Source organism: Mesorhizobium sp. M1050 (genome assembly GCF_040318715.1).
Classification (GTDB): Bacteria; Pseudomonadota; Alphaproteobacteria; order Rhizobiales; family Rhizobiaceae; genus Mesorhizobium.
On sequence record NZ_JAMYMV010000012.1, the window covers coordinates 61,882 to 87,869 of the forward strand.

Sequence of the window (25,988 nt, forward strand, 5' to 3'; positions counted from 1 at the left end):
GGCCGGCATGAGCCATGACACAGCCGATGATTTTCGCAATCCGCTCCCGACCCATCGTGATGGGTTGAACAATCTCCAAATCCGTCCCTGTTCTGAGAGCAGGCTGCACTTTGCCGGGCGCCTGTCCAGGAAGCGGCGAATCGCTTATGGTCAAGCATCAAGCCGTTCGGCACGTGCGGTCGGCGCCCCTACCGCTGCATGATAGCATTCAATTCTATGTGACAGAACGACAAGATGGTGGGCCTACCACACGGGTTTGATGAAATTTAATAATTAGTGATGTCTAATGTTCACGCGTGATGTGCGAATGGTCACTCATCCGGCGTGAAAGCGGCGAAGGCATGGTATGTCGCAACGCGCCCTTGGATTATACTTGGTAGCAAGGGATAAATGATGGACAGCGACGCAAAGGGTGCATTTCGCCCAAGTAATACTTTCGTATCTATTGCCGCGGCGGTGGGAATGAGTCTTCTGGTTGTAGGTTGTCAGGGTATGGACGCGACTGAGACCGATTCGATCCTTATCCAGCCTGTGGTCCACGCAGCCCGCAGCCAGGCTGTACAGCCGGTCCAAGTTGGATTCTTTGTGCGCTCGCTCAGAGTTGAGCCTCCGATCCTGACGACAAGCACAATACGGACGACTGAAAGAACCTACGCTTTTGCATCGCCGCAGCGGCTCGAAGTCCGCACGCCGGCGCCGGTGAAGGTCTCGTTCACTCCGGGCGGTGGTGGCACGTTCCTGGGCGGTTCGCCTTATATCTGCAGCCCTAGCGGATTTGGCCAACGCGCGAGCTGCCGCCCCCGCTATCTCTGATCTGTCGAGCAGCGGCTGACGCTGCCGCCTCCTTCATCGGTTTTGTGTCCAACCCAAAAAATGGGGCAGCCGTTCTGATGATCGTGTCGATGTCGGAGAGCTCCGGCTCAAAGCCGAGACGTTCGCGTGCGCTTCCGGGGTCGGCGTAAAGCTCCGCCGGATCTCCCGGCCGCCGATTCCTGAAGACGGCCGGAACAGATCTTGACGTCATCCGGCCGACTGCCTGGACAATCTCCTTGATGGATATGCCCCGCCCTGTGCCGAGGTTGACGGCCAGGCTTTGTCCGCCACCCTCGAGATGCATGAGCGCTTTCAGATGGGCACGGGCCAGATCGCTGACGTGGATATAGTCGCGTACGCAGGTGCCGTCCGACGTGTCGTAGTCAGTGCCGAAAACCTCGATCTCGTCGATGAGTCCCGATGCAGCCATTAGCACCCTGGGAACCAGATGCGTTTCCGGCGAATGCCACTCACCGAGTTCGCCATCGGGATCGGCGCCACAAGCGTTGAAATAGCGCAGGATCGCGAATTTCATTCCGTATGCGGACGCATAGTCGCCGATGATCTGTTCTCCCATCAGCTTGGTGCGCCCGTATGGGTTGATCGGATTTTGCGCGGACGTCTCGCGAACGGGCAACACTTCCGGCACGCCGTAGGTCGCGCAACTGCTGGAGAAGATGATGTTCTCGATTGAGTTCGCACGCGCCGCATCGAGCACCGCGACGGTGCCTGTCACATTGGTCGAATAGTATTCGGCCGGCTGGTGAACGGATTCTCCGATATAGGCCAGCGCCGCAAAGTGGATGACCGCCGTCGGCCGATACGTCTTCATCGCCGCCTGCAGCGCGGTCTGGCTGCGGATGTCGCCGACGACAAGCGGACCCCAGGCAACGGATTTCTCGTTGCCGCGGCTTAGATTGTCGAAAACCACCGGCAAATAGCCGGCGGAAGCCAGCAGCTTGCAGGTGTGGCTGCCGATGAACCCGGCTCCACCAGTCACCAGAATTGCCGGCCGGGTCATGAAGCCGTGGCTCCTTTGGCCAGCTGGCCTCCGTAAAGCAGGGTGTCAAAATACTCGACGGTACGCGCGAGCCCCTGGCGCAGCCCGATTTTCGGCTCCCAGCCGAGATTGGCCCTGGCAAAGGAAATGTCCGGCTTGCGCTGTCTGGGATCGTCGATCGGTAGTGGCCGATGCACAATCTTCGATCGGGAGTTGGTGTAATCGATGACCAGTGTCGCCAGTTCCATGATCGTGAATTCGCTGGGGTTGCCGAGGTTGACTGGATGCGCGGGTGCATTCGGCGCATTCATCAGCCGGACAAAGCCCTCGATCAGATCGTCGGCATAGCAGAACGAACGCGTCTGCAGGCCATGGCCATAGACGGTCAGGTCTTTGCCCTGCAGCGCCTGGACGATGAAGTTCGAAACCACGCGCCCGTCATCGGGCTGCATGCGGCGGCCATAGGTGTTGAAAATGCGGGCGACGCGGATATTGAGGCCATACGTTCTCGAATAGTCGAAGAACAAGGTTTCGGCCGAGCGCTTGCCTTCGTCGTAACAGGACCGCGGTCCGTGCGTATTGACGTTGCCGAAGTAACTCTCGGGCTGTGGATGCACAAAAGGGTCGCCATAGATTTCGGAGGTCGAGGCCTGGAATATCTTGGCATTGTTCTGGAGCGCGAGCTCCAGGAGGTTCAGCGAACCGAGCACGCTTGTCTTGAAGGTATGGATCGGGTCGGCCTGGTAGTGCGGCGGAGAGGCTGGGCAAGCGAGATTGTAGATCTCATCGAACCGAAGACCCGAAGGCAGTGCATTGACGATATCGTGCTCGATGCACATGAATCTCGGATTACGCAGAAGGGCATTGAGATTGTTTTTTTTGCCGGTATGGAAATTGTCCAGAGCGACAACGTCGTATCCGTCCCGCAGAAGGCGCTCGCACAGATGCGATCCTAAAAATCCAGCACCTCCGGCGACCAGGGCGCGGCTTCGGTTTTGGTTGGCGCCCCTTTGGCAGTCGGATTCCAGTTTAAGGACCTTGATAAGCTTACTCATGGTTTCCTCTTACCCACAGCACAGCTATTGCCTGGCCGGACAAAGCATTGCCCGGCCACGTCCATGAGAACGTGGCAAACCCTCCGCATCTGCGGAGTCGCCATCGCTGATGTGCGTTAACTGTTCTTTGGGGTTCGCGAAGCTGGTTCCGCTACACGATCTATGTGTTGCCGCTCAGCGTTCTCTGTGCCCCGAAATCGCGATCACACGTCTGGTGCCATCATCGTCGATTGCTCGCCCAAATTGCACATCCCAACATATCAAAAATATACCTGTGGAAATCATAGTCAACTAAATTAGCAATTCCTTAATCATATCTGCTTGCGAATGGTTCATACGGCCGGGTGCCGGCTTCTCGAGCCCGAGTCATAGGCGCCCAAGGCCGATCCTCATTATGAATCAGTGTATTGGCTCGCTCGTGGAAAAAATGCGGGCGAACGCGGCATCTCGTTTTAAGGCAGAATGAGAGCTGGGCAGCGAGGAATTCCAACAAAGAACAGGTGAAGCAATTTGAGGCGCGCGCCCGGGCCAGTGGTCCCCATCTTGCCGGAAAGCGTACACGCGCATTCATTTCGTCGAGGGAATGCCAGTCATTATCGCAATTGCGTTTGAGCGCATAGGTAGAAGCTTGCCTGCCTTGCCGTGCCGCCGCCGATCTGGTTGCTGCCCCGAGTGATCCCGCTCCAGCGGCCCGAAAGCTGCAACACCTGGCCATCGCCTTTTGGCCGTCGGGGCGCTATTGGCAAGGTCACTATAGCCTGTGGTGATGTGAATGCGCTTTGTGTTTGTCCTGATCCTGCTCGCCGGCACCGGCATCGGTGTCATCTATCCCTGGGCAACGAGCAATTTCTCCGGCCATGAGATCGGCACCTGGCGGGTCTATGAGCAGGGCCGCTTCAAGCCCCTGACGGTGCCGCTCGGCAGTCGCGACGCGCCAGTGCGGGTGCTGGTCGACCTGACCGCAAGAGCCGAGCGCATCGTCTCGCAGCAGCGCACCGTGCTGACGCTGACAGCAGCCAGCAGTGGCCGCACGGTGCTCGCCTCGACCCTCCAGTTCAACCATTCCGACAGTCCGCGCCAGGCCAGTCCCCAGCTGCCAGACAAGATCTTTCGCGACGAGGCCGGAGTGATCGAGAGCGTCAACCCAGGTCCTTATGTCTTCACCGTCGGACAGGGTGATGCCGACGACATACCGATGCGAGCGGTCGATCTGATCCTGCGCTCGGGTGTCGGCGAGATCGACAGCCGTGCGCGGCCGGTCGGCTTCTCGCTGATGGCGGTCGGCTTGATCGGGTTTTTGCTGACTTTGCGTACTCATGGCGGCCGGCCGGAAAATCCGAACTCGCAGCCACCGCCTCGCTGGGGCAGGGGCTGATGCATGTCGCCCACAAGTGTGCAGCGGTTTTGGGACAACGACATGCATAACGGCACCGAACCATGAACTACCGCCACGCCTATCACGCCGGAAATTTCGCCGACGTCGTCAAGCATGTCGTGCTGACGCGGTTGCTCGAGTATCTGAAGCAGAAGGACAAGGCGTTTCGGGTCATCGACACCCATGCCGGCATCGGCCGCTACGACCTGTCCTCGGTCGAAGCGCAGAAGACCGGTGAGTGGCAAGGCGGCATCGGCAGGCTGATCGATGCCCAGCTTGCCGCGCCGGTAGCAGCACTGCTTGCGCCTTATCTGGAGACGGTGCGGTCGCTCAACCCGGAGGGTGGCATCCAGAAATATCCGGGCTCGCCGCTGATCGCGCGTCATCTCATGCGCAAGCAGGACCGGCTGACGGCGATCGAGCTGCACCCCAAGGATGTGGCGAAGCTGAGGACTCTTTTTGCCGGCGATTTCCAGGCCCGGATAATCGAGCTCGATGGCTGGCTGGCGCTCGGCGCGCATCTGCCGCCGAAGGAAAAGCGCGGCCTGGTTCTCATCGATCCGCCCTTCGAGGAAACGGGTGAGTTCGAGCGCCTCGTCGACGGGCTCATAAGGGCGCACAAGCGGTGGCCCGGCGGCATCTATGCGCTGTGGTATCCGATCAAGGACCGCAAGGCGATAATTGCCTTCAGGAAGGCGCTCAAGCAATCCGGCATCCCGAAGCTGCTCGACATAGAATTCGAGATCAGGCCGGCCTCTTCGGAGCCCAGCCTAGACGGCAGCGGCCTGCTGGTGGTCAACCCGCCTTTCACGCTGGAGGGCGAACTGCGGATGCTGCTGCCGGCTTTGCACCGGCTGCTTGCGGTTGGGAGGCCGGCGCACTGGTCGCTAGAATGGCTGGCAGGCGAGCAGGCTTGACGGCGAAGGGCTTCGGATATCGCCGTTCGGCGCCAGGAGGGCGGAACTCCGACCCAGGGCTCGCGCTCTCTCGGGCCTACTATCAACGGGCCGCAGTGATTCCGATCCACGCAAGCCCGGCTCGGGCCAACGCTGTTTCAACCTGGGAAACCATTGTTCGCACAACCGCTTGACCGCTGCCAAGCGAATCCGCACAGTGCGCGCAATCGACCTTGAGAGGCTGTCATGACTCGCTTCGCCAAATCCGCACTCGCCGCCCTGATTTCGCTCTGCACCCCGCTTGCCGCGCCTCTGGGCGTCACCCAGGCCGTGCAGGCGGCCGATCTCACGGTCTATTCCGATGAGGACAGCGGCGTCTGTGGCGAAGCCTGGGTTCTGAACAAGATCACCAGCCGCTTCTCCTACCAGGTGCATCACGTGCCGCATCTGCCGGTCGTTCAGATCACTGATTTCCAGCGCATCCACCAGCACCGCTATCTGCCAGCCAACGACATCTGGCCGATCGGCCGCCGCTACTGCGGCGCCACCGTCAGTCTCTCCGATGGCCGTGACCGCACGATCTGGTACTTGATCGAGGAAGGCCAGGGCTTCGCCTCGATCGGCGATAACGTCGAATTCTGCGTCTCGGGCTTCGACCGCTGGATGGTCTACAACGGCCGCTGCCGCGTCCTGCGCTAAGACCGCTTTCCCGTTTCGATCCTTTTTCGCGCCTGCGGCTTGATCGGCTGCGGGCAAGCGCGCCCACGCACCGGCGTCGACGGGTTCATCGCCGAGGCCGATGTGGCCAAGATGGCGAGGTATCGCCAGTTACCCAGCGAGGACCTGTTGCGCATGCCGAAGATCGTGCGCCGGGTGAACCGCGCGATCGCCGCGCTATTTCCTGCGCGGCGCCGCCTGGGCATGATCGAGGATTTTGCGTAGGAAAGCGGCGTGGCTGCGGAACGCGCGCCGTCCGCTCGTCGTCGCCCTGACGCGCGTCTGCGGCCGGCGTCCGACGAACAGCTTTTCGATATCGACATAGCCGGCCCTGGCCAGCGTATCGAGATGCGCGCCGAGATTGCCGTCGGTGACGTCCAGGATGGCCTTCAATTGGCTGAAGTCCAGCGTTTCCCGCCTTTCCAGCATGTTCAGGGTGGCCATGATCCTGAGCCGCGTGCTCTGGTGGATGATTTCGTCGGCACTCATCGGTCAGCTCCAATGCGGCGACGCCGGAGACCACCGACGACGCGGCCACCAGGAGGCGCCGTCGCGCCAATCTCGAACAGCGACACCGCCCCTTGCGCCTGTGTGATCAACATTGAAGCACTCGCGTAGCTCGCGCAGAATACTCCGTGACGTAGAGTTGTCTGTCAACTGACCTAAGAGCGAACGCCGGTATCATGCTTGACAAGGTGACGCGTCGATCGGCCATCATGTTCCGTGTAGATCGCCAGCTTGCACGAGATGATCGCGCCGTTGAAGCTGCAGGTCATCGTAACCGTGGCCGGAGATCGGCGCGCAAAGCTGGAGGCTGATCTTCACAGCTCCACGGTTGCAGCGTGTGGAGAGTGTCAGCCGTACACTTTGGGCAATGGTTGAAGATCAGCAGCGGATTTCTACGATGATCAGCACGATCATGTGCCAACCGTAACCAAAATTTAAGCTGCGAAAATCAGTCTATTGCTTCGCTGGCTAGCAAGCCGCGAGTCAGATATGCATGAGCGCGCCGGGTCATTACGGCCGTCGGCACAACGGAAGGGGCATCGCATGGCTAAGCAGTCATCCAAAGCGCCGGCGTCCAAGGCACCGGCAAAGAAAGCACCCGTAAAAGCAGCGACGGCGAAGGTCGCAACTGCAGTCAAGAAAGCAGCACCTGCTGCCAAGCCGAAGGCGGTCGCGCCCAAGGCAAAAGCAGCGCCGGCCAAGAAGCCGGCGGCAAAGGCAGCGGCAAAACCTGCAGTGAAGAAGGCAGCTCCTGCCAAGGCAGCGGCTAAGCCGGCTGCGAAGGCGGCGCCGGCCAAGAAGCCGGTTGCAAAGGCTGCGGCAAAACCCGCTGTGAAGAAGGCAGCGCCTGCCAAGAAGCCGGCTGCGAAGGCAGCACCTGCCAAGAAACCGGCAGCCAAGGCTGCGCCGGCAAAGAAGGCGGCGGCAGCGAAATCTTCAGCGCCGGTGAAGAAAGCGGCACCCGCGGCCAAGCCGAAGGCAGCACCCGCGAAGTCCGGCAAGAAGTAATCGCGTCTCCCTCGCCGGGGGCAGTATCGGGACAGTCAAGGGTGGGTGCCGACAGGCGCCCCGCTTGTTGCTTCGGCACTCGGAAGGCGAGAACAGAGGCGGACGGAGGATATCTTTTCGCAGCTCCCAGGACTTCGCCGTAGGGCGGAGTCCGGTGGAGCTTTTTCTGTGTCAACGATGCGGGTCAAAGGTTGCCGTGAGGCTTTTCGGTCTTGCCGCCGGCCGTCGGGTTTTCCGCTTTGGGCCATTGCTCGATCGCGCCTGATCGGTCAACACTGCCCGCCGCAAAACAGGAAACCGATCCATGCCGAAGCTGCTCTACGCGTCGTCTTCTCCATACAGTTCCAAGGTGCGAATGGCAGCAGCCTATGCCGGCATCGCCGTCGATCTGGTGCCGATCAAGACTGAGGAGAAGCCAGCCGACTTGATGATCGCCAACCCGCTCGGCAAGATCCCGGTTCTGGTGCTCGATGACGGCCGCTCCATCCATGACAGCCGCGCCATCATCCAGCACCTCAACCGTTTGTCGAAGAGCGCGCTTTTTCCGCGCAATCCCGACAAGCGGCTCGAGGCGGAAGTGCTGGAGGCATTGGCGGACGGCATTTGCGACTGTGCGCTGTCGATGGTCTATGAGCGGCGCACGCGGCCTGACGAGATGGTCTACCAGCCCTGGCTCGACCGCCAATGGGGAAAGATCACGGCAGCACTCGATCTGCTCAACGCCAACCCGCCGAAGCTTCCGAAGAAAATCACTGCCGGCCAAATGGCGCTGCGCGCCTGTCTTGGCTATCTCTCTCTGCGCTTCGCTGGAAAATGGGAAAAGGGCCGCGCCCGGCTGACGCGCTGGGTAGCACGCTTCGACGAGAAATTTCCAGAACTCAAGCCCTGCATTCCCGGGTGATCCGCTCAATCAACCCGGTGATCCGCTTGATCACCCCGGGTGATCGCCCCGATTTCCCCGGTGAAATCGCCTCGGCTCCCGCGGGATCATTCCGGCACAAAAAAAGCCGGGCGCGAGGCCCGGCTTTTTCGTGTCGTGGCTTGAACGACTTAGAACTTCATACCAACGCCGAAGGTGACGCGGTTGTCGGTGGCCTTGACATTGCCAATGCCGCCGCCGAAGTCCTTGCTTCCGAAGTCGGTGTAACGATATTCGACGCGGCCGAACACATTGTCGGTCAGCTTGATGTCTGTACCGAGGCCGGCGGTCCAGCCGAGCATGGTTGCGGTGTCGCTGGTGCCAAGCACGGTGTCTTCCACCTTCAGGCTTCTGCCGGCGAGGCCGCCGGTGCCATAGAGCAGGATTTCCGGGGTCACAGCGTAGCCGAGACGGGCACGCAGCGAGCCTTCGAAGCCAGCCTTGGAGTCGATGCCGTTATCGTCACCCTTCACGCCGTTGTAGCCGAGTTCGGCTTCGGCACCGTAAACGAAGTTCTCCTGCTGCCACTGGTAGCCGCCGAAGACGCTGCCGACGAAACCCTTGGTATCGGTCTCAACGCCGAAATCCTTTTCCTTCGTACGGCCGCTGAAGCCATAGCCGACGTTGAGACCGGCATAGGGGCCGGCCCACGAAGCGACCGGAAGTTCGGCGACCGGCGCGGGTGCCGGCGGCTCTTCCTGGACGACGTCCGCGGCATAGGCAGTTCCGCTGAGGGCGAAGAGCCCGAGCGCCACGGCCAGCGGCCGTGCGAATTTGAAATTGGCTTGCATTGTTCTTTACTCCTTAAGCCACAGGACACAGGCTTGTTTCTCACGACCGCCATCTACCCGTCCGGGGGGTGAAACGGATCTGGCGTTCGTCGGTTCCAAATGTCGTGTCAAAATGCGGCTGAACCGAACCTGAACTTGGGTCATTCCCCGGCACGAATGAGGCAGAACCTTGACGTTGCATCTTCGCAACAGCGAAATGGCAGGAACCGTCCCGTGCTGCGCTGCACACCGCTTGGTGCAAGGAGTCCAGCGCCCTATATTCCGGTCGGGCGGCTCCGAGTCCAAGCGAGTCGAGACGCCGAAAAGGCCGTTTCGCCACAATGCTGCCCAAGGTGCGAACGCCATTTAACGCATGCCGGGCCATATTTCGCCGGCACCGTTTTTCGGACCGAAATTGAGGATTGACACCATATGAGCAAAGCCACGGCCACGGCGCTGGTGACGGGTGGGGCCAAACGGATTGGCAGGGCAATTATCGAGGATCTCGCCGCCCACGGGTTTGCCGTCGCCATCCATTGTAACCGCTCGCGTACCGAGGCCGATGCGTTGGCTGCCGGAATCAATGCCAGGGGCGGCCGCGCCGTCGTGATCGCCGCCGACCTGACCGATATGGATGCCGTCGGCGACCTCGTCGGCCGGGCGCAAGCAGCGCTCGGGCCGATCTCGCTGCTGGTCAACAATGCGTCGCTGTTCGTCGACGATTCGGTTCTGGATTTCGACTGGCGGGCCTGGGATCGGCACTTTGCAGTGCATGTGAAGGCACCCGCGCTGCTGGCGCAGAACTTCGCCCGGGCGTTGTCCGAGGGGCAGGAGGGCCTGATCGTCAACATCATCGACCAGCGCGTCTGGCGGCCGACGCCGCGCTATTTCTCCTATGCCCTGTCCAAGTCGACGCTGTGGGCGGCAACGCAGATGATGGCACAGGCGCTCGGTCCCCGCATCCGTGTCAACGCCATCGGTCCGGGGCCGACCTTGAAGAACACACGCCAGGACGACGGCGATTTTGCCGCGCAAGTCGACGGCTTGATCCTCAAGCGCGGCCCGGAATTGCCGGAATTCGGCGCCACGATCCGTTATCTCTGGGCCGCGCGCTCGGTCACCGGCCAGATGATCGCGCTCGATGGCGGCCAGCATCTTGCATGGCAGACGCCCGATGTGACAGGCATGATGGAATGAGTCCTTTGGATCACAAGAACAAGCCGCGCGGCGGCGCCGATGATCTGCCCCCCGATATCGACCTCGAGGACGAGGCGGTCGAGGAGATCGTCGAACCTGCGGGTCCCGATGTTGCCTTCACCGCCATCGACTGGACGCCTCATGCAGGCGACGCCGAAGGCATGGTCGGCGCCGAGGTGATCCAGACGCTGGTCAAGCGGCTGCCCAACGCACCCGGCGTCTACCGCATGATGAACGCCGCCGGCGACGTGCTCTATGTCGGCAAGGCGCGCAGCCTGAAGAAGCGCGTCACCAGCTACGCGCAAGGCCGCTTCCACACCACCCGCATCGGCCGCATGGTGCGCGAGACGTCAACGATGGAGTTCGTCGTCACCCGCACCGAGATCGAAGCGCTGCTGCTCGAAGCCAATCTTATCAAGCGCTTGCGGCCGCGATTCAACGTGTTGATGCGCGACGACAAGTCGTTTCCTTATATCCTGTTGACCGGTGACCATATCTCGCCCGGCATCTACAAACATCGCGGCGCGCGTTCGCGCAAAGGCGACTATTTCGGCCCCTTCGCCTCCGCCGGCGCAGTCGGTCGCACAATCAACTCTCTGCAGCGCGCCTTTTTGCTGCGCAGCTGCACCAACTCTTTCTATGAGAACCGCACGCGGCCCTGCCTGCTTTATCAGATCAAGCGCTGCGCCGGCCCCTGCACCGGAGAGATCTCGCACCAGGACTATGCGAAGCTAGTCGCCGAAGCGAAGGACTTCCTGTCCGGCCGCAGCCAGAAGGTGAAGACGGAAATCTCGGCCGCCATGCAGCAAGCGTCTGAAGCTCTCGATTTCGAGCGCGCCGCGATCTACCGGGATCGACTGGCCGCCCTGTCGCATGTGCAGAGCCACCAGGGCATCAATCCGGCGACCGTCGACGAGGCCGATGTCTTCGCCATCCATCAGGAAGGCGGCCAGGTCTGCATCCAGGTGTTCTTCTTCCGCACCGGCCAGAATTGGGGCAACCGCGCCTATTTCCCCAAGGCCGATCCGGCGCTGGAGGGATCGGAGGTGCTGGGTTCTTTCCTGGCGCAGTTTTATGACGACAAGCCGACGCCGCGGAACATTCTTCTGTCGCATCATGTCCAGGACCAGGAATTGCTGGCCGAGGCGCTCTCCACCCGCGCCGGCCGCAAGGTCGCGATCTCTGTGCCGCAGCGCGGCGAGAAGAAGGACCTGACCGACAACGCGCTGCAGAATGCCCGCGAGGCACTTGGCAGGCGGCTGGCCGAAACCTCCACACAGGGACGCCTGCTTGCCGGTTTCGCCGAAACCTTCGGCCTGGCCAAGCCGCCGGTGCGCATCGAAGTCTACGACAATTCGCACATCATGGGCACCAATGCGGTCGGTGCCATGGTGGTCGCCGGGCCGGAAGGTTTTGTGAAGAACCAATACAGAAAATTCAACATCCGCTCGACCGAGATCACTCCTGGCGACGATTTCGGCATGATGCGCGAGGTGATGGAGCGGCGGTTTTCGCGGCTGCTCAAGGAACATGGCGATGTTGCCGTTGCCGGCGATGCGGGCGGGGCGGGCGACGATATCGAGGATGATATCTCCGGCAGCTTCCCGGCCTGGCCAGATGTCATCCTGATCGACGGCGGCCAGGGCCAGATGACGGCGGTGCGCAAGATCCTTTCGGATCTCGGCATCGAAGATCGCGTGGTGGCGATCGGTATCGCCAAGGGCCAGGATCGCGACGCCGGCCGCGAGCGCTTCTTCGTCAGGGGCAGGGACTCATTTTCGCTGCCGGTCCGCGACCCCGTCCTTTATTTTGTCCAGCGCTTGCGCGACGAGGTCCATCGTTTCGCCATCGGTTCGCACCGCGCGCGCCGCAAGAAGGAGATGGTCAAGAGCCCGCTCGACGAGATCAGCGGCATCGGTCCCGGCCGCAAGCGCGCCCTGCTGCTGGCCTTCGGCACCGCCAAGGCGGTCAGTCGCGCCGCGATCGAGGATCTGCGCAAAGTCGACGGCATTTCCGAGCGGGTGGCGAAACTGGTCTACAATCATTTCCACGAGAGCTGACGGCCAGGGTCCCATTTTTGTCTGGCCAATCGATTGTCGCCTGTTGACCCCCTGCATTGGCATCTGATTTGAGTAGGCAGGCAGAAAGAGTTTTCCCAGATATGGCCCAGCGCGCTTTCAACCTGCCCAATATGCTTACCTACGCCCGCATTATCGCGGTGCCGCTGGTGGTGCTGTGCTTTTTTCTTGAAGGGCATCTGAAGTCGAGCGACTTCGCCCGCTGGTCGGCGCTGGTCATCTTCCTGCTCGCCTCTATCACCGATTATCTGGACGGCTACCTGGCGCGCGCCTGGCAGCAGACCTCCAATATCGGCAAGATGCTTGACCCGATCGCGGACAAACTGTTGGTCGCCACCTGCCTGCTGCTGCTGGCCGCCGACACCGATCGCCATGCGGGCATTGCCGGTTGGTCGCTGTGGGCGGCGATCATCATCCTGTGCCGCGAAATCCTCGTCTCCGGCCTGCGCGAGTATCTGGCGGCGCTCAAGGTCTCGGTGCCGGTGACGCAGCTGGCAAAATGGAAGACCGCCATCCAGATGGTCGCTATCGCCTTCCTGCTGGCCGGGCCGGCCGGCGACAAGATCTTCCCGCTGACCACCCAGACCGGGCTGGTGCTGCTGTGGATCGCGGCCTTGGTCACGCTCTACACTGGCTACGATTATTTCCGCGCCGGCCTCAAACACATCATGGACGAGTGAGATGACGACCCGGCTCATTTATTTTGCCTGGGTGCGCGAACGCATCGGCGTGCCCGAGGAAGACGTCGATTTGCCTGCTGACATCGAGACGGTCGCAGACCTCCTGCGCTGGCTGAAATCGCGCGGCGAGAGCTACGAGCACGCGCTGCAATATCCCGACGTGATCCGCGTCGCCATCAACCAGGAACATGTCGAGCACCGCGAGAAGATATCAGGCGCGCGCGAGATTGCGCTGTTCCCGCCGATGACCGGGGGCTGAGATGACCGGCGCGGTCGTACCTGTCGTGCGCATTCAGGCGCAGGATTTTGACGTCGCCGCCGAGATCGCCAGACTGACGCAAGGCCGCGCCGATATCGGCGCCGTCGTCACCTTCTCCGGTCTTTGCCGCGACGAGCAGGGCACACTCTCGGCGCTCGAGCTCGAGCACTATCCCGGCATGGCGGAAGCCGAGATCAGCCGCATTGCCGCTGAAGCGGTTCAGCGGTGGCCGCTGCAGGGTCTCACCGCGATCCACCGCCACGGCAAGATCGCGCCCGGCGACAACATCGTGCTGGTGGTGGCCGCCTCGGCGCATCGCCAGGCGGCATTCGAGGCAGCGAATTTTCTCATGGACTATTTGAAATCGCGCGCGCCCTTCTGGAAGAAGGAGCATCGCGCTGACGGCTCCGAGGGCGGCTGGGTCGAGGCCAGGGAAGCCGACGCCAGCGCCGCACAACGCTGGAAAGCGTCCGAATAAATCCCGCTGCAGCCATGTATTGACCGCAATCCTTTGGCCAATTGACCGCAAGGGGAGATGGTCATGCTGGACAGGATCGCGGAGTTCTTCGTCTTCGGCTTCGTGCCTCTGGTCGTCGGCATGTTGGCCGTGCCGGAACCGTCCGTTGCCGCCGGAAAGACCGTGAGAGGCGAGGTGATCTATCGCGAACGCATCGCCTTGCCGCCGAGTGCCGCGCTCTCCGTACAACTTGCCGACGTGTCGCGGGCCGGTGCGCCGGCCGACGTGCCGCAGACCATCATGCTGAAGATGGTCACGCCGAGCGCCGAGCCAACGGGTTCCGTCTTTGACCAGCTCTGGCTGGTCGACTATGTCGACGGCATCGGCGCCAGCACTGCGCCGCAGGCGACGTTCAGCATCAGCGAGGCTGGCAAGGCAGGCGGCAAGGGCCCCTGCAACACCAATTTCGCCACCGCCAAGATAGATGGCCGGACGATCGCGATCAGCGATATCGGCTCGACCTACAAGGCCTGTGCGCCCGAGGTGATGGCTGAGGAGAAGGCGCTGTTCGATGCGTTGGCCAAGGCTGCGTCATACAATGTCGCTGCTGGCAAGCTCATCATCGCCGACAAGGATGGCCGCGAGATCCTGCGCTTCAGCGCCGCAAGCTAGCGCAAATCTCATTACCAAAACTTTTTCGGAATAATTTGCGCAAGAGAAGCGTTTCTCTCCCAGACATGGCGGGCAAGGCAAGGGGGATATTTCGAATATCCCTTGGTTGAAGCCGCCAGACCTGCTGCGGCTCGTTCTGGCTTAACTCAAAGGAGTCCAGAGATGAAAACGCACACGCTTATCCTCGCTGCCGCAGGCGTATCGCTTCTTGCTCTTACCGGCCTTGCGTCGGCGGACGATCATTTGGTCAATGCCCTTGAGCATGGTCTCAGCGCCGATGGCCAGGCGTTCCACACCAACAAGGCCGGCCACAGCGGCGATCTCGCGCCTGGGCAGGGTAGTCCATTTGCGGGTGCCGATACCCAGACACCGGCCACCGATACGGAGGCAGCGAACGCCTATGCGAACGTGAAGGATCGCCAGCCGAAGTGACGAGAACCCGCCGTGGCGGCGGCGGGCCCCTCAAGCCATCGTTTGTTCGAATACGGCGCCATAGGGCGGCACCTCGACCAGGTTGGCAAGCCTGAGTCCACCCTCCTCGGCGGCCGCCACAGTCTGTTCCGGAGACAGCCTCAATTTCGGTCCTCGGTCCGGCTCCATGTCTCATCCAAGTACATGCAGTTCGCACGCAGGGCTGACTGACTGTTCGGCCATGAAAAAAGGCCGGCGAAACGCCAGCCTTTTTACGTGATCACGCTTTGGACTGTCGGCTCAGCCGACGATCTCGGTATCCGAGAACCAGTACTTGATCTCTTCCGCCGCGGTCTCCGGCGCATCGGAGCCGTGCACCGAGTTTTCGCCGATCGACAGCGCATGCACCTTGCGGATCGTGCCTTCGGCGGCATTGGCCGGGTTGGTGGCGCCCATCACTTCGCGGTTCCGGGCAATGGCGTTTTCGCCTTCCAGCACCTGCACGACGGTCGGTGCCGACGACATGAATTCAACCAATTCGCCGAAGAACGGGCGGTCCTTGTGCACGGCGTAAAAGCCTTCCGCCTCACGGCGGCTCATCCAGACCCGGCGCGAGGCGATGACGCGCAGGCCAGCCTCTTCCAGCATCTTGGTGATGGCGCCGGTGAGGTTGCGCCGGGTTGCGTCCGGCTTGATCATGGAAAATGTGCGTTCGAGCGCCATGGGTCGTCCTTGTCTGAGAATGGAATTGAGGGTGGCGGGCTCTATACAAGCCGTCCGGCCCATTGCCAAGGGGCGAGACCGACTTGTGCCGTAGGTGTCCGGATTAGGCAGCAGATGAGTTGTCCGGTTTCATCGCGAGCCACTGGAGGTTGGGGGTGAGGCCAAAGCGGGGCGCCGATGGGCAGGCCCGGAGGCGAGATCGGATGGCTGCACAGCAACGCTTTGCTTGCTATAGTCACCTGTCGGCGCCGCGCTGAAGTCGGCCCGCATGGAGATAACACGACCATGGCAGACGATCGTCAGGAACGCATTCGCAACCGCGCGCATCAGATCTGGCTGCAAGAGGGACAGCCGGCTGGACACCATGAGCGCCATTGGCATCAGGCGACGGCCGATGTCGCCCAGGAGGATGCCGCCGGGGCGTCGACGGCCAAAAAGCCAACCAAGAAGGCAGCTGGCGCCGCCAAGGCAAAAGCCGCCCCCAAGGAAGCGAAGGCTGCCACCAAGGCTAGCAAGCCAAAGAAGGCGTCGGACAAGTAAAGCTCTCCTCGCTACCGAGCTTTTCTGCCGGGCATCGGCGGCCTTCGTGCTTCTTGCGGCAAGGGCAGGCGGTCGGCGTCACGCTGCCGCGGCCACCTTTCGTCCCAGCCCGCCATGCAGGTCGAGGCAGCGGGCGAACCATTGCGCCACCACGTCGCCGTCGTCGAGCAATTGGTAAGGCGAAGGCTATGCGCGCCCATTGCAGCGCGCCGAAGACGATATAGTCTGCAAACAGCGGCGATGCACCGCCGATGAAAGGCTGATAGCCGAGCATTGAACGCAAGGGTTCCAGCGAGGCCCTGAAGGTGCCGAGCCCGGCCTCCCGGGCTGCCATCACGTCTTCCAGCCGCTTGCCGAGACGCTGCTCCCGGCTCTGGCGGAAATAGGCGGCGTTCTCCGCGTCCTGCATGGCATGCAGGTCGATGATCGCCGCGGTGGTCACATAGGGGTGAATGGTCAGTTGCGACCAGCGTTCGATGAAGCGCGCCATCGCCTTGCCACCTTCACCGCCAAACAGCGTCGGCCGGTCCGGATAGGCTTCATCCAGATAGAGAGCGATTGCGAAGGAATCCGAAACGACCGTCTCGCCGTCGCGGATCACCGGAACGGTTTTCGAAACGCCGCCCTCGACAGCAGGCACCTCGAGAAAGCGCGTCGGCGCGGCTGCTGTGTCGAGCCCCTTGTGGGCAAGCGCCATCGCCACCTTCCAGCAATGCGGGCTGAACGGACGAGTGGTGTCGTGTCCGACGAGGTCATAGAGCAGAATGGTCATTGGCGGCGGCCCTCTCGCGGGTTAGGTAGGCCTCCTTGTCGACGCGAGCCGAGGGGAAGCCATGAGACAGCATTTCATGATGTTTGCGGCCTATAATCAATGGGCCAACAACCGCATCTATGATGCCGCCGCGGAACTCGACGAAGAGGAATTCAACCGCAATGTCGGCGCCTTCTTCGGCTCGATGATGGGCACCCTCAACCACCTGCTGACAGCCGACCGCATCTGGATGAAGCGCTTCACCGGCGAAGGCGACGCGCCGACAACGCTGGACGCCATCCTGCATCGGGGCTTGCCCGGTCTGCGGATGGCGCGTGAAGCCGAGGACAGGAGGATCATCGATTGGGTCGGCGGCCTCAATGACAAGGCTTTGACGGGCCGCTTCACCTACATGACAGTCTCGGACATGCGCACGGTTTCGCAAAGACTGGCGCCGGCGCTGGACCATGTCTTCAATCATCAGACTCACCATCGCGGCCAAGCGCATGCAATTCTGACCATCCTGGGACGGCCAAGCCTGGGGTTGGACCTGATGCTCTTCCAGCGAAGTGAGGAAGGCAGGGCTTTCGCCTGATCCTGGCGATGTTTGGCGGTTGTGAGTCCGAAGCCTGAGGGCCCTCGCTTGCTATCGCTGCATTTTGTGCTGCAGCATCGTCCTTACGTCAGGCCACTAACCAGTGGCTCTCAACGGACTCTTGCTGGTCGGATCTCATCGGCAGACAACGAAATGGTGTCAGACAGCCATGGCGGCCTCGCCGCTGGTTTCGCTGTCGAGCTGGCGCTGGGTCAGAGCCGCTTCCGCCATCACCCATTGCTTGAAAAGCACAACCTTGCGTGTGGCAAGGCGTTGTGGGGGAGAGACAAAATACCAGCCGGCCGTGTTCGGATGATGGACGGCAAACGGAGCCACAAGCCTCTCGGCACGGATATCGCTGGCCATATAGGCACGGTTGGCCACCGCAAAACCCATCCCGGAATTCGCTGCCTCGTAGGACATCATGCACGAGTCGAAATAGATGCTTTTGGCCTTGCTGAGTACGAAGCTGGCGCCGGCGAAACCAAGCCAGGATTGCCAGTTCTGGGTGCAGGTATCGGAATGCAGCAGCGTGAAGTGCCTGAGATCGTCCGGTGTCACCTTCGACAACTGCTTGTCGCCGAGAACTTCGTGGAACAGCTTGCGGCTGCACACCGGTGTCAGGTCTTCCCGAAACAGCAGATCCGATTGCAGCCCGTGAAAATGATCGTCGCCATAGCGGATTTCAAGATCGAACTCGGAGGTCGTGAACTCATGCGTCGCATAGGAGGTCGAGACCCGCATCACGATATCGGGATATTGCTGCTGGAACAGCGGCAGGCGCGGAAACAGCCAGCGTGCCGCAAAGGTCGGCAGCACTGATATCTTCAACACATGTTCCTGGGATTGCCCTGTCGCTTCCATGCTGGCAGCGACGATTCGCTCCAGCGCCTCGCGAACGCGCGAGACATAGGTCTCGCCCTCCGGCGTCAGCGACACCGCATTGCCGCCGCGCTGGAAGATCTTGAATCGCAGCTGATCCTCCAGGCTTTTGACGCGCTGGCTGACCGCTGAAGCGGTGATAAACTGTTCTTCGCCGGCGCGCGTGAAATTTCCGTGCCTCGCAGCACTTTCCACGATTTTCAGCGAATTGAGGTTGACCTGACTGAGCAGACGCACGGTTTCGACCTTAAGCTGAGCTTACACTAGCACCAGCATTCCTAATTTTACAGGGGGTGCTAATTTAATCGACTGCTAACTAAGTGATTACCCTCACTTGGAGAAGTACAATGAACGCCCATACCATACCCGAATTGCGCTATGCGATGAGCCGCGAGGCCATCATCGGTCACGAAACCGCCTGGAAAGTGTCGAATTTCGGCGTCGCGCAATATCTGCATGGTTACGATCCGGCACTGCTTGCCGCGATCGAGGAGGCTGCTCTGAAGCTCAAGGCCAGCCATGCCGTGCACAAGCACCTCGATCTGACCTTCATCACCGGGGCAGACCGTTTCATCCCCGAGATCAAGGAACTGCTGCATGACAAGCTGCGCCTGGAGCGGCTGTCGGACATGATGGGCACCAAGCTGGAGCCCTATCCGCTGTCGATCGTCGGCTCGACGGTTACTTTCATGAATCCAAAGGACGGCGCCGTGGAATGGCATTGCGATGGCGTTCCTGTCACCGAACTCATTCCACTGTCGATCAGCAATCCGCTGGTCGGCGGCCATCTCGAAATCTACTGCGACGACTCCGAAACCGGCCGCGCTATCCTCGAATCCGGCCGCGAGATTCCCCGCAACCGCGTCATGCGCATCGATCACAAGATGAACTACGCGACGCTGGGGCAGTTCCTGGGCGTCCTGCATCGCACCGCCCCGATCCGGTTCGGCGAGCGCGTCACGCTGGTGCTCAACCAGCGCTCGGTGGCCAAACCCTATGTCGACGACAACCGCATGTTCTATCTCGCCGCCGACAACGACCACGACCGTGAGTGGGTCGGCGAACTGGCCGAAGATGTCTGGACCAACCAGCTGCCGGCCTATCGCCGGTTCGAGGCAGAACATCCCGTGCCTGCCGCTGTCGACGCGCCGGTTCCGGGTGGAGCCAGGGAATCATGGTGATTAGCCATGATTCTGAAAAATGGGAACCGGTTTTCGGGCAGGACCATGGTTGAGCATAGTGCTCGATGCCGATTGTTCAGGCATGGATCGGGCTCGATATCCGCGCTGGTTTTCGCCGCCGGCGCGGTGGCGTTATGGTCGACCAACGCGCTGGTCGGCAAATCCCTGCTGGCCAGCCACCCAGTGTCGCAGGTGCAGTTCCTGCAGTTTGCAGGCGCCGCAATCGTCTTTGCTGCCATCCGGTTGATGAGCCGGGAAAACGCCGCGCCGGTCGCGGCCGGAGCCGCACCCATGGCTCTCGCGGTCGGCTTCATCGGCCTGGTCGGCACCATGGTGCTGCAATACATAGCCTTCTCGTCGATGCCGGTGATCGAGGCCAATCTGCTGGCCTACACCTGGCCGTTGATGGTCGCGGCGGCGGTCATCATTTTGGAAAATCCGCGGCGCCCGGCTCTGCTTGGCGTTGCCGCGGTGGTGGGTTTTATTGGCGTTGCTTTGGTGATTTCGGGAGGGCTCAACCAATCCTGGCTCCAGGGCGATCTCGTCGGCTATCTCACCGCATTCGGATCCGCACTGTGCATGGCATTCTATTCGATCATGGTGGGCCGGGTTGCCACCTCACCGGATCGTCTGTTGCTGCCATCGGCGCTGATCGGCGTCGCCATGACGTTTCTGTGGTGTGTTCGAGACGGTTTCACCTGGCCCTTCGGTACGGACCTGGCCCTCGGCCTCTATCTGGGCGCCGGCCCGATGGGGTTGGGCTACTATTTCTGGTCTCGCGCCCTGAAGCTCGAAGGTAGCGGCAAGGTCGCGGTCGTCGCTTATCTCACGCCGGTCGCTTCGACCCTGCTGCTGACGCTGTCCGGTGAACGGCTGACGATGACGGCCATTGTCGGAGCCGTCCTGGTCATCGGCAGCTGCGTCACGGTCGGCGTGGAACGATCGGAGGCCGAAAACCATGTTTGACGAAAATGAACGCCTGGCCGTTCGGGAAGCGCTTTGGCTGATCAAGGAATTCGGCGCGGAGGCGCCGCTCTATGCCGCGATGAAGGCCGAAAAGGCGATAGAACAGAAGGATTTCAGGCGTTGCGCACTCTGGAGGCGTATTTTAGAGATATTGGCCGATGGCCCCGCCGTGAAATCTGCTGGTTCGAAGTATTAGATTTTCTAAGTTGCGTGACGTCGATTTCGGATGAAAGCTACTTTTGCCGATTCTTTGCTCCTTGTTGAGATTGGCGGTCCGTTGGGGGACGCGGTTAAAGAGATACATCGACGTAAGTCTTCGCTGGGGTGGAGGATTTTGTCGCAAATAGGATGAAAGAATTGTCAAATATCGATGATAAGACCGTTATCGAGCTAACGGCCGATATTGTCTCGGCCTATGTAGGCAACAATCCACTTCCGGCTTCTGGCTTGCCTGAGTTGATTGCTAGCGTCAGTGCTTCGGTTCGCAAGCTCGCCGGTGCAGTTGTCACGGAAACGCCAAATCTTGTTCCGGCAGTGAATCCGAAGAAGTCGGTGTTTCCTGACTACATCATCTGTCTTGAGGACGGGAAGAAGTTCAAGTCTCTCAAGCGGCATCTACGGACCGACCACGGCCTGAGCCCGGACGACTACCGCGCCAAATGGGGTCTGCCGCCGGACTATCCGATGGTTGCGCCAAACTACTCGGCGACGCGGTCGGCGCTGGCAAAGTCGACAGGACTTGGCCGCAAGCCGGCAGCAGCGCCGGCCGCAGCGGCCAAGGCGACGAAGCGCAAGGCGACTGTCTGAATCCTGCTTGGCCGGTAGGCGAGTCGTGATCGACTGCTTCGACGACGCCCTTGCGGGCGTCGTTTCCAGGCCGTGTGCGGCCAACTGGCCCGCAAGACCTTGCGAAGCGTTGGTGTCCGGTGCAAAAGCGCGGCCATGCTGATCATCAACGACCTTTCGCTCCGGATGGCCGGACGCCTGCTTCTTGACCATGCCTCGCTGACCTTGCCGGCCGGCACCAAGGCCGGCCTTGTCGGCCGCAACGGCACCGGCAAGACGACGCTGTTCAAAGCTATCACCGGGGATTTTCCCTCGGAGACAGGCTCGATCGGTCTGCCGAAGAGCACCCGCATCGGCCAGGTGGCGCAGGAAGCTCCGGGTACCGAGGATGCGCTGATCGAGATCGTGCTCAAGGCCGATCTCGAACGTTCGGCGCTGCTCGAAGAGGAAAAGACGGCAACCGATCCCCACCGTATCGCCGACATCCACATGCGGCTGGCTGACATCGACGCGCATTCCGCCGAATCACGCGCCGCCACCATTCTTGCCGGCCTTGGCTTCGATGACGCCGCGCAGCGGCGACCGGCCTCGTCCTTTTCCGGCGGCTGGCGCATGCGCGTGGCACTCGCCGCCGTGCTGTTTGCCGAGCCCGACCTTCTGCTGCTCGACGAGCCGACCAACTATCTCGACCTCGAAGGCACGCTGTGGCTGGAAAACTATGTGTCGAAATATCCGCACACAGTGCTCTTGATCTCGCACGATCGCGACCTGCTCAACCGCGCCGTCAACTCGATCGTTCACCTCGACCAGAAGAAGCTGACCTTCTGGCGCGGTGGCTACGACCAGTTCGAGCGCCAGTACACCGAGCAGAAGGAGTTGCAGGAGAAGGGCCGCGTCAAGCAGGAGGCCGCCCGCAAGCACATGGAATCCTTCGTTGAACGCTTCCGCGCCAAGGCCTCCAAGGCGAGGCAGGCACAGTCGCGCATCAAGGCACTGGAGAAGATGAAGCCGATCGCGGCAATCGTGAACGATTCGGTGCGGCCATTCTCATTCCCCGAACCGGTGAAGACGGTGGCCTCACCGATCGTGGCGCTCAACAACGTCAATGTCGGCTACACCGAGGGGCAGCCGATCCTGAAAAAGATGACGTTGCGCATCGACGCCGACGATCGCATCGCGCTGCTCGGCGCCAATGGCAACGGCAAGTCGACGTTCGCCAAATTGCTGTCCGGCCGGCTGAAGCAAGAGAGCGGCACCATGACGGTGGCGCCCGGGCTGAAGGTGGCGATCTTTGCCCAGCATCAACTCGACGATCTCAGGCCGGAAGAGAACGCCTATGAGCATGTCCGCCGGCTGATGCCGGAGGCCCCGGAATCGAAGGTGCGCGGTCGTGTCGCGCAGTTCGGCCTCACCACCGAGAAGATGAACACCGCCGCCAAGGATCTATCCGGCGGCGAGAAGGCGCGGCTGTTGATGGGGCTGTCGGCCTTCGAGGGTCCGAACCTGTTCATCCTCGACGAACCGACCAACCATCTCGACATCGACAGCCGCGAATCGCTGATCCATGCGCTGAACGAGTTTCCCGGCGCCGTCATCCTGATCTCGCACGACCGGCATCTGCTGGAAGCGACCGCCGACCGGCTGTGGCTGGTCAAGGACGGCGCGGTCAACCCGTATGATGGCGACCTGGAAGACTACAAGACGCTGGTCACCGGCGTATCAGGCGACCGCCGCGGCAAGCGCGAGGCCGACAAGGCGTCAAAAGCCGATCGCCGCCGCGATGCGGCAGCGCGCCGCGCCGCTTTTGAGCCGCTGGCGAAGGAGATCCGCGCCACCGAGGCGCTGATGGACCGCATCAGAAAGCGCATCGACGGCATCGAGGACGAGCTGTCCAATCCGGCTGTCTACGAGAAGGACCCGTCGACAGCGACCCGACTAGCCAAGGAGCGCTCGCAACTCGCCCAGACGCTGGCCGGCCATGAGGAGAAATGGCTGACCATGTCGGCCGAATATGAGGAAGGCACGGCCGAGTGATTTACCCTCGCCCTTGTGGGGAGGGTCGATCCGCGAAGCGGAGCGGGGTGGGGGCAGCGCAGCAGTTCACCCCGGCGCTGCGCGCCGACCTTCCCCATCAAGGGGAGGGTGAACCACCGCCGCACCATATCAGGTGGAAAAGACATCTCCCAAAGGCAGCTTATGGGCAAATCTGGCCCTACACGCTACGTCTGGAACCGGCTAACCTCAGTTCATGAACCAGCACGCCAACCTCAGAATCGGCCATTCGGCCTGCCCGCATGATTGCCCGTCGACCTGCGCGCTCGAAGTCGAACTGCTCGACGGCAACCGCATCGGCCGCGTCCATGGCGCCAAGTCCAACAGCTATACGGCCGGTGTCGTCTGCGCCAAGGTCGCGCGCTATGCCGACCGCGTCCATCATCCCGACCGGCTTCTGAAGCCGCTGATCCGCGCCGGTGCCAAGGGCGATGGCGCCTGGAAGGAAGCGAGCTGGGAAGCCGCGCTCGATCTTGTCGCCGAGAAGTTTATCGCATCGGAGGAAAAATCCGGCTCGGAGTCGGTCTGGCCTTATTACTATGCCGGCACGATGGGACTGGTGCAGCGCGACGGCATCGACCGGCTGCGCCATGCCAAGAAATATTCCGGCTTCTTCGGTTCGATCTGCACCAATCTTGCCTGGACCGGCTGGATGATGGGGGCAGGCGCGCTGCGTGGTCCCGATCCGCGCGAGATGGCGAAATCCGACTGCGTGGTGATCTGGGGCACCAATGCGGTGGTGACCCAAGTCAACGTCATGACCCACGCCATCAAGGCGCGCAAGGAGCGCGGCGCGAAGATCGTCGTCATAGATGTCTACGAGAACGCGACGATGAAGCAGGCCGATCTCGGCCTGGTGCTGAAGCCAGGCACCGATGGCGCGCTGGCCTGCGCGATCATGCATGTGCTGTTCCGCGACGGCCTCGCTGACCGCGCCTATCTCGAAAAATACACCGACGACCCGAAAGGGCTTGAGGCCCATCTGCGGACGCGCACGCCGGAGTGGGCGGCTGATATCACAGGTTTGACGGTCGCCGAGATCGAGGCCTTCGCCCGGATAGTCGGCACGACCAAGAAAACCTATTTCCGCCTCGGCTATGGCTTCGCGCGTCAGCGCAATGGCGCCGTCAACATGCATGCCGCATCTTGTATCGCGGCTGTCACCGGCAGCTGGCAATATGAGGGCGGCGGCGCCTTCCACTCCAATTCCGGCATCTTCAAGCTCAACCAGGATGTGCTCGAAGGCACGAAGATGCGCGACCCCTCGATCCGTCATCTCGACCATTCACGCATCGGCCCGGTGTTGACCGGCGCCAGCGATGCACTTTATGGCGGCCCGCCGGTGACGGCGATGCTGATCCAGAACACCAATCCAGTTAATGTCGCGCCGGAACAGCGGCTGGTGAAGCAAGGTTTTATGCGCAACGACCTGTTCACCTGCGTGCATGAGCAATTCATGACCGACACGGCCAAGCTCGCCGATGTCGTGCTGCCTGCGACGATGTTCCTTGAACATGATGACGTCTACAAGGGCGGCGGCAACCAGCACATCACGCTTGGCCCTAAATTGATCGAGCCGCCGGAAGGGCCGCGCACCAACCATTTCGTCATCGAGGAATTGGCTGAGCGTCTCGGGGTCGCCGACCGCCCGGGTTTCGGTCTCACCGAGCAGCAGCATATCGACATCATCCTGGGCAAGCGCGGGCTGGGCAGCTTCGACAGCTTGAAGCAAGACAAATGGGTCGACCTGCAGCCGGATTTCGACACGGCGCATTTCATCAAGGGGTTTGGCCATGCCGATGGAAAATTCCGCTTCCGCGCCGACTGGACCGGGCAGGCGGCACCCAACCGGCCGCCGAAAAGCATGGGCCTGTTCGGCCCAGTGGCGCGGCTGCCGGAATTTCCCGACCATGTCGACTTGATCGAGGTCGCCGACGAGGCGCATCCGTTCCGGCTGGCGACGTCGCCGGCGCGCAACTTCCTCAACTCTACATTCTCGGAGACGCCGGTGTCGAAGGCCAGGGAAGGCCGGCCGGAACTCTTGTTGCATCCCGACGATGCCGCGGAACATGGGCTGGCCGACGGCGATCGCGTCGAAGTCGGCAATCAGCGTGGAGAAGTCGTGCTGCACGCAAAACTCTTCGAGGGCATCAAGCGAGGCGTGGTCATCGCCGAAGGCATCTGGCCAAACAGCGCGCACGAGCGGGGCGAAGGCATCAATGTGCTGACCGGCGCCGATGCGCCGGCACCCTATGGCGGTGCTGCCTTCCACGACAACAAGGTCTGGCTGCGCGCGGCAGGCTGAGAACTCAGTTCCTCACGCGCCAAATCATACCGGCAGGATTTCGGCAGCCTTCCTTCGGTTTCGTCGGTAGCTGATGTCGTCGGCGATCTGCTTTGCCTCGATCGAAATTTCGCGCAGCAGTACGGTGACCGGATTGTGAAAGCCGATGAGATAAAGGCCGAGCTCCGAGGCCCTCGCATTGACGCCGCTGTGGCCCGGCTGGATGCCCGGCTGCAACAATCTGGCATAGCCCGGCCGGAAGCCTGTGGCGAAGATGATCGCATCGAACTCGCCGTGCCTGCCGTCGGCAAAACGGGCGCCTTGGTTGTTGGTACGCTTTTAACGAAGACAATCCCCCGATGACGCTGGGGAAAGATTCAGCTACCTTCTGCTGCGCGGCGGACCTCATTATCC

Annotated in this window: 27 protein-coding genes and 1 pseudogene; 20 read left to right on the plus strand and 8 right to left on the minus strand. The window is 61.5% G+C overall.

What is annotated here, in order from left to right; all coding sequences use genetic code 11:
• Positions 1 to 766: 766 nt before the first annotated feature.
• Both galE and NKH57_RS09995 read right to left on the minus strand, forming a co-directional pair.
• Positions 767 to 1,834 (minus strand): UDP-glucose 4-epimerase GalE, encoded by a 1,068-nt coding sequence (gene galE, locus NKH57_RS09990; protein WP_352943850.1) that lies wholly within the window; start codon positions 1,832 to 1,834, stop codon positions 767 to 769.
• On the minus strand, positions 1,831 to 2,868 hold the full coding sequence (locus tag NKH57_RS09995) for a UDP-glucuronic acid decarboxylase family protein (RefSeq protein ID WP_352943852.1): 1,038 nt from the start codon (positions 2,866 to 2,868) through the stop codon (positions 1,831 to 1,833). The genes galE and NKH57_RS09995 overlap by 4 nt, the downstream gene beginning before the upstream one ends.
• A gap of 772 nt (positions 2,869 to 3,640) precedes the next feature.
• On the opposite strand from NKH57_RS09995, the gene NKH57_RS10000 reads away from it, so the two are divergent.
• The 3 genes from NKH57_RS10000 (at position 3,641) to NKH57_RS10010 (ending at position 5,838) form a co-directional block, all read left to right on the plus strand.
• The gene (locus tag NKH57_RS10000; protein WP_352943854.1) at positions 3,641 to 4,243 is read left to right on the plus strand and encodes a hypothetical protein; all 603 of its coding nucleotides are present in this window, start codon (positions 3,641 to 3,643) and stop codon (positions 4,241 to 4,243) included.
• A gap of 62 nt (positions 4,244 to 4,305) precedes the next feature.
• Positions 4,306 to 5,160, plus strand: coding sequence for a 23S rRNA (adenine(2030)-N(6))-methyltransferase RlmJ (locus NKH57_RS10005; RefSeq protein ID WP_352943856.1), 855 nt, complete (start codon positions 4,306 to 4,308; stop codon positions 5,158 to 5,160).
• 225 nt (positions 5,161 to 5,385) lie between these two features.
• On the plus strand, positions 5,386 to 5,838 hold the full coding sequence (locus NKH57_RS10010; RefSeq protein WP_352943858.1) for a hypothetical protein: 453 nt from the start codon (positions 5,386 to 5,388) through the stop codon (positions 5,836 to 5,838).
• Between the two features lie 195 nt (positions 5,839 to 6,033).
• Here NKH57_RS10010 and NKH57_RS10015 read toward each other — a convergent pair whose 3' ends face one another.
• Positions 6,034 to 6,345, minus strand: a complete 312-nt coding sequence (locus NKH57_RS10015; RefSeq protein ID WP_352830003.1) for a transcriptional regulator — start codon at positions 6,343 to 6,345, stop codon at positions 6,034 to 6,036.
• A 561-nt stretch (positions 6,346 to 6,906) separates the two neighbouring features.
• On the opposite strand from NKH57_RS10015, the gene NKH57_RS10020 reads away from it, so the two are divergent.
• Together NKH57_RS10020 and NKH57_RS10025 are read left to right on the plus strand one after the other, a co-directional pair.
• Complete coding sequence (locus NKH57_RS10020) at positions 6,907 to 7,371, plus strand: hypothetical protein (RefSeq protein ID WP_352729856.1); 465 nt, start codon at positions 6,907 to 6,909, stop codon at positions 7,369 to 7,371.
• 304 nt (positions 7,372 to 7,675) lie between these two features.
• Positions 7,676 to 8,272, plus strand: coding sequence for a glutathione S-transferase family protein (locus tag NKH57_RS10025; protein WP_352943860.1), 597 nt, complete (start codon positions 7,676 to 7,678; stop codon positions 8,270 to 8,272).
• A gap of 149 nt (positions 8,273 to 8,421) precedes the next feature.
• Here NKH57_RS10025 and NKH57_RS10030 read toward each other — a convergent pair whose 3' ends face one another.
• Positions 8,422 to 9,081, minus strand: coding sequence for an outer membrane protein (locus NKH57_RS10030; RefSeq protein WP_023761565.1), 660 nt, complete (start codon positions 9,079 to 9,081; stop codon positions 8,422 to 8,424).
• Positions 9,082 to 9,492: 411 nt separating this feature from the next.
• Here NKH57_RS10030 and NKH57_RS10035 point away from each other — a divergent pair, with 411 nt between their 5' ends.
• From NKH57_RS10035 to NKH57_RS10065, 7 genes are all read left to right on the plus strand, one after another.
• On the plus strand, positions 9,493 to 10,257 hold the full coding sequence (locus NKH57_RS10035) for an SDR family oxidoreductase (protein WP_352943862.1): 765 nt from the start codon (positions 9,493 to 9,495) through the stop codon (positions 10,255 to 10,257).
• Positions 10,254 to 12,317: an excinuclease ABC subunit UvrC gene (gene uvrC, locus NKH57_RS10040; protein ID WP_352729861.1), complete on the plus strand. Its 2,064-nt coding sequence runs from the start codon at positions 10,254 to 10,256 to the stop codon at positions 12,315 to 12,317. Before NKH57_RS10035 ends, uvrC begins: the two co-directional genes overlap by 4 nt.
• Positions 12,318 to 12,418: 101 nt before the next feature.
• Positions 12,419 to 13,015, plus strand: a complete 597-nt coding sequence (pgsA, locus tag NKH57_RS10045) for a CDP-diacylglycerol--glycerol-3-phosphate 3-phosphatidyltransferase (protein ID WP_352943865.1) — start codon at positions 12,419 to 12,421, stop codon at positions 13,013 to 13,015.
• A 1-nt stretch (position 13,016) separates the two neighbouring features.
• Positions 13,017 to 13,274, plus strand: coding sequence for a molybdopterin converting factor subunit 1 (gene moaD, locus NKH57_RS10050; RefSeq protein ID WP_352599085.1), 258 nt, complete (start codon positions 13,017 to 13,019; stop codon positions 13,272 to 13,274).
• 1 nt (position 13,275) lies between these two features.
• On the plus strand, positions 13,276 to 13,752 hold the full coding sequence (locus NKH57_RS10055; RefSeq protein ID WP_352943867.1) for a molybdenum cofactor biosynthesis protein MoaE: 477 nt from the start codon (positions 13,276 to 13,278) through the stop codon (positions 13,750 to 13,752).
• A 63-nt stretch (positions 13,753 to 13,815) separates the two neighbouring features.
• Entirely contained in the window at positions 13,816 to 14,403 is a 588-nt protein-coding gene (locus tag NKH57_RS10060; RefSeq protein ID WP_352943869.1) for an META domain-containing protein, read from the plus strand.
• Positions 14,404 to 14,565: 162 nt separating this feature from the next.
• The gene (locus NKH57_RS10065; protein WP_352943871.1) at positions 14,566 to 14,835 is read left to right on the plus strand and encodes a hypothetical protein; all 270 of its coding nucleotides are present in this window, start codon (positions 14,566 to 14,568) and stop codon (positions 14,833 to 14,835) included.
• Positions 14,836 to 15,114: 279 nt separating this feature from the next.
• Here NKH57_RS10065 and ndk read toward each other — a convergent pair whose 3' ends face one another.
• The gene (gene ndk, locus NKH57_RS10070) at positions 15,115 to 15,537 is read right to left on the minus strand and encodes a nucleoside-diphosphate kinase (protein ID WP_023761556.1); all 423 of its coding nucleotides are present in this window, start codon (positions 15,535 to 15,537) and stop codon (positions 15,115 to 15,117) included.
• A gap of 285 nt (positions 15,538 to 15,822) precedes the next feature.
• On the opposite strand from ndk, the gene NKH57_RS10075 reads away from it, so the two are divergent.
• Positions 15,823 to 16,077 (plus strand): DUF2934 domain-containing protein, encoded by a 255-nt coding sequence (locus NKH57_RS10075; protein ID WP_352943873.1) that lies wholly within the window; start codon positions 15,823 to 15,825, stop codon positions 16,075 to 16,077.
• A 78-nt stretch (positions 16,078 to 16,155) separates the two neighbouring features.
• On the opposite strand, the pseudogene NKH57_RS10080 reads toward NKH57_RS10075, so the two are convergent.
• A pseudogene (locus NKH57_RS10080) lies at positions 16,156 to 16,849 on the minus strand (glutathione S-transferase family protein).
• A 61-nt stretch (positions 16,850 to 16,910) separates the two neighbouring features.
• Between NKH57_RS10080 and NKH57_RS10085 the strand changes: the two are divergent.
• Positions 16,911 to 17,423, plus strand: a complete 513-nt coding sequence (locus tag NKH57_RS10085) for a DinB family protein (protein ID WP_023761552.1) — start codon at positions 16,911 to 16,913, stop codon at positions 17,421 to 17,423.
• A gap of 159 nt (positions 17,424 to 17,582) precedes the next feature.
• On the opposite strand, the gene NKH57_RS10090 is transcribed toward NKH57_RS10085, so the two are convergent.
• Positions 17,583 to 18,542, minus strand: a complete 960-nt coding sequence (locus NKH57_RS10090) for a LysR substrate-binding domain-containing protein (RefSeq protein WP_023761551.1) — start codon at positions 18,540 to 18,542, stop codon at positions 17,583 to 17,585.
• A 110-nt stretch (positions 18,543 to 18,652) separates the two neighbouring features.
• Here NKH57_RS10090 and NKH57_RS10095 point away from each other — a divergent pair, with 110 nt between their 5' ends.
• The 6 genes from NKH57_RS10095 (at position 18,653) to NKH57_RS10120 (ending at position 25,595) form a co-directional block, all read left to right on the plus strand.
• A complete protein-coding gene (locus NKH57_RS10095) occupies positions 18,653 to 19,486 on the plus strand; it encodes a hypothetical protein (RefSeq protein WP_023761550.1) in 834 nt (277 codons plus the stop codon).
• Between the two features lie 45 nt (positions 19,487 to 19,531).
• Entirely contained in the window at positions 19,532 to 20,452 is a 921-nt protein-coding gene (locus tag NKH57_RS10100) for an EamA family transporter (RefSeq protein WP_031260803.1), read from the plus strand.
• A complete protein-coding gene (locus NKH57_RS10105; protein WP_023761548.1) occupies positions 20,445 to 20,648 on the plus strand; it encodes a hypothetical protein in 204 nt (67 codons plus the stop codon). The genes NKH57_RS10100 and NKH57_RS10105 overlap by 8 nt, the downstream gene beginning before the upstream one ends.
• A gap of 152 nt (positions 20,649 to 20,800) precedes the next feature.
• Positions 20,801 to 21,259, plus strand: a complete 459-nt coding sequence (locus tag NKH57_RS10110; protein WP_023761547.1) for a Ros/MucR family transcriptional regulator — start codon at positions 20,801 to 20,803, stop codon at positions 21,257 to 21,259.
• Between the two features lie 135 nt (positions 21,260 to 21,394).
• Positions 21,395 to 23,272, plus strand: coding sequence for an ABC-F family ATP-binding cassette domain-containing protein (locus NKH57_RS10115; protein ID WP_352943876.1), 1,878 nt, complete (start codon positions 21,395 to 21,397; stop codon positions 23,270 to 23,272).
• A 214-nt stretch (positions 23,273 to 23,486) separates the two neighbouring features.
• On the plus strand, positions 23,487 to 25,595 hold the full coding sequence (locus NKH57_RS10120; protein WP_352943878.1) for a molybdopterin-containing oxidoreductase family protein: 2,109 nt from the start codon (positions 23,487 to 23,489) through the stop codon (positions 25,593 to 25,595).
• A gap of 24 nt (positions 25,596 to 25,619) precedes the next feature.
• Here NKH57_RS10120 and NKH57_RS10125 read toward each other — a convergent pair whose 3' ends face one another.
• The gene (locus NKH57_RS10125; RefSeq protein ID WP_352943880.1) at positions 25,620 to 25,814 is read right to left on the minus strand and encodes a hypothetical protein; all 195 of its coding nucleotides are present in this window, start codon (positions 25,812 to 25,814) and stop codon (positions 25,620 to 25,622) included.
• Positions 25,815 to 25,988 lie beyond the last annotated feature (174 nt).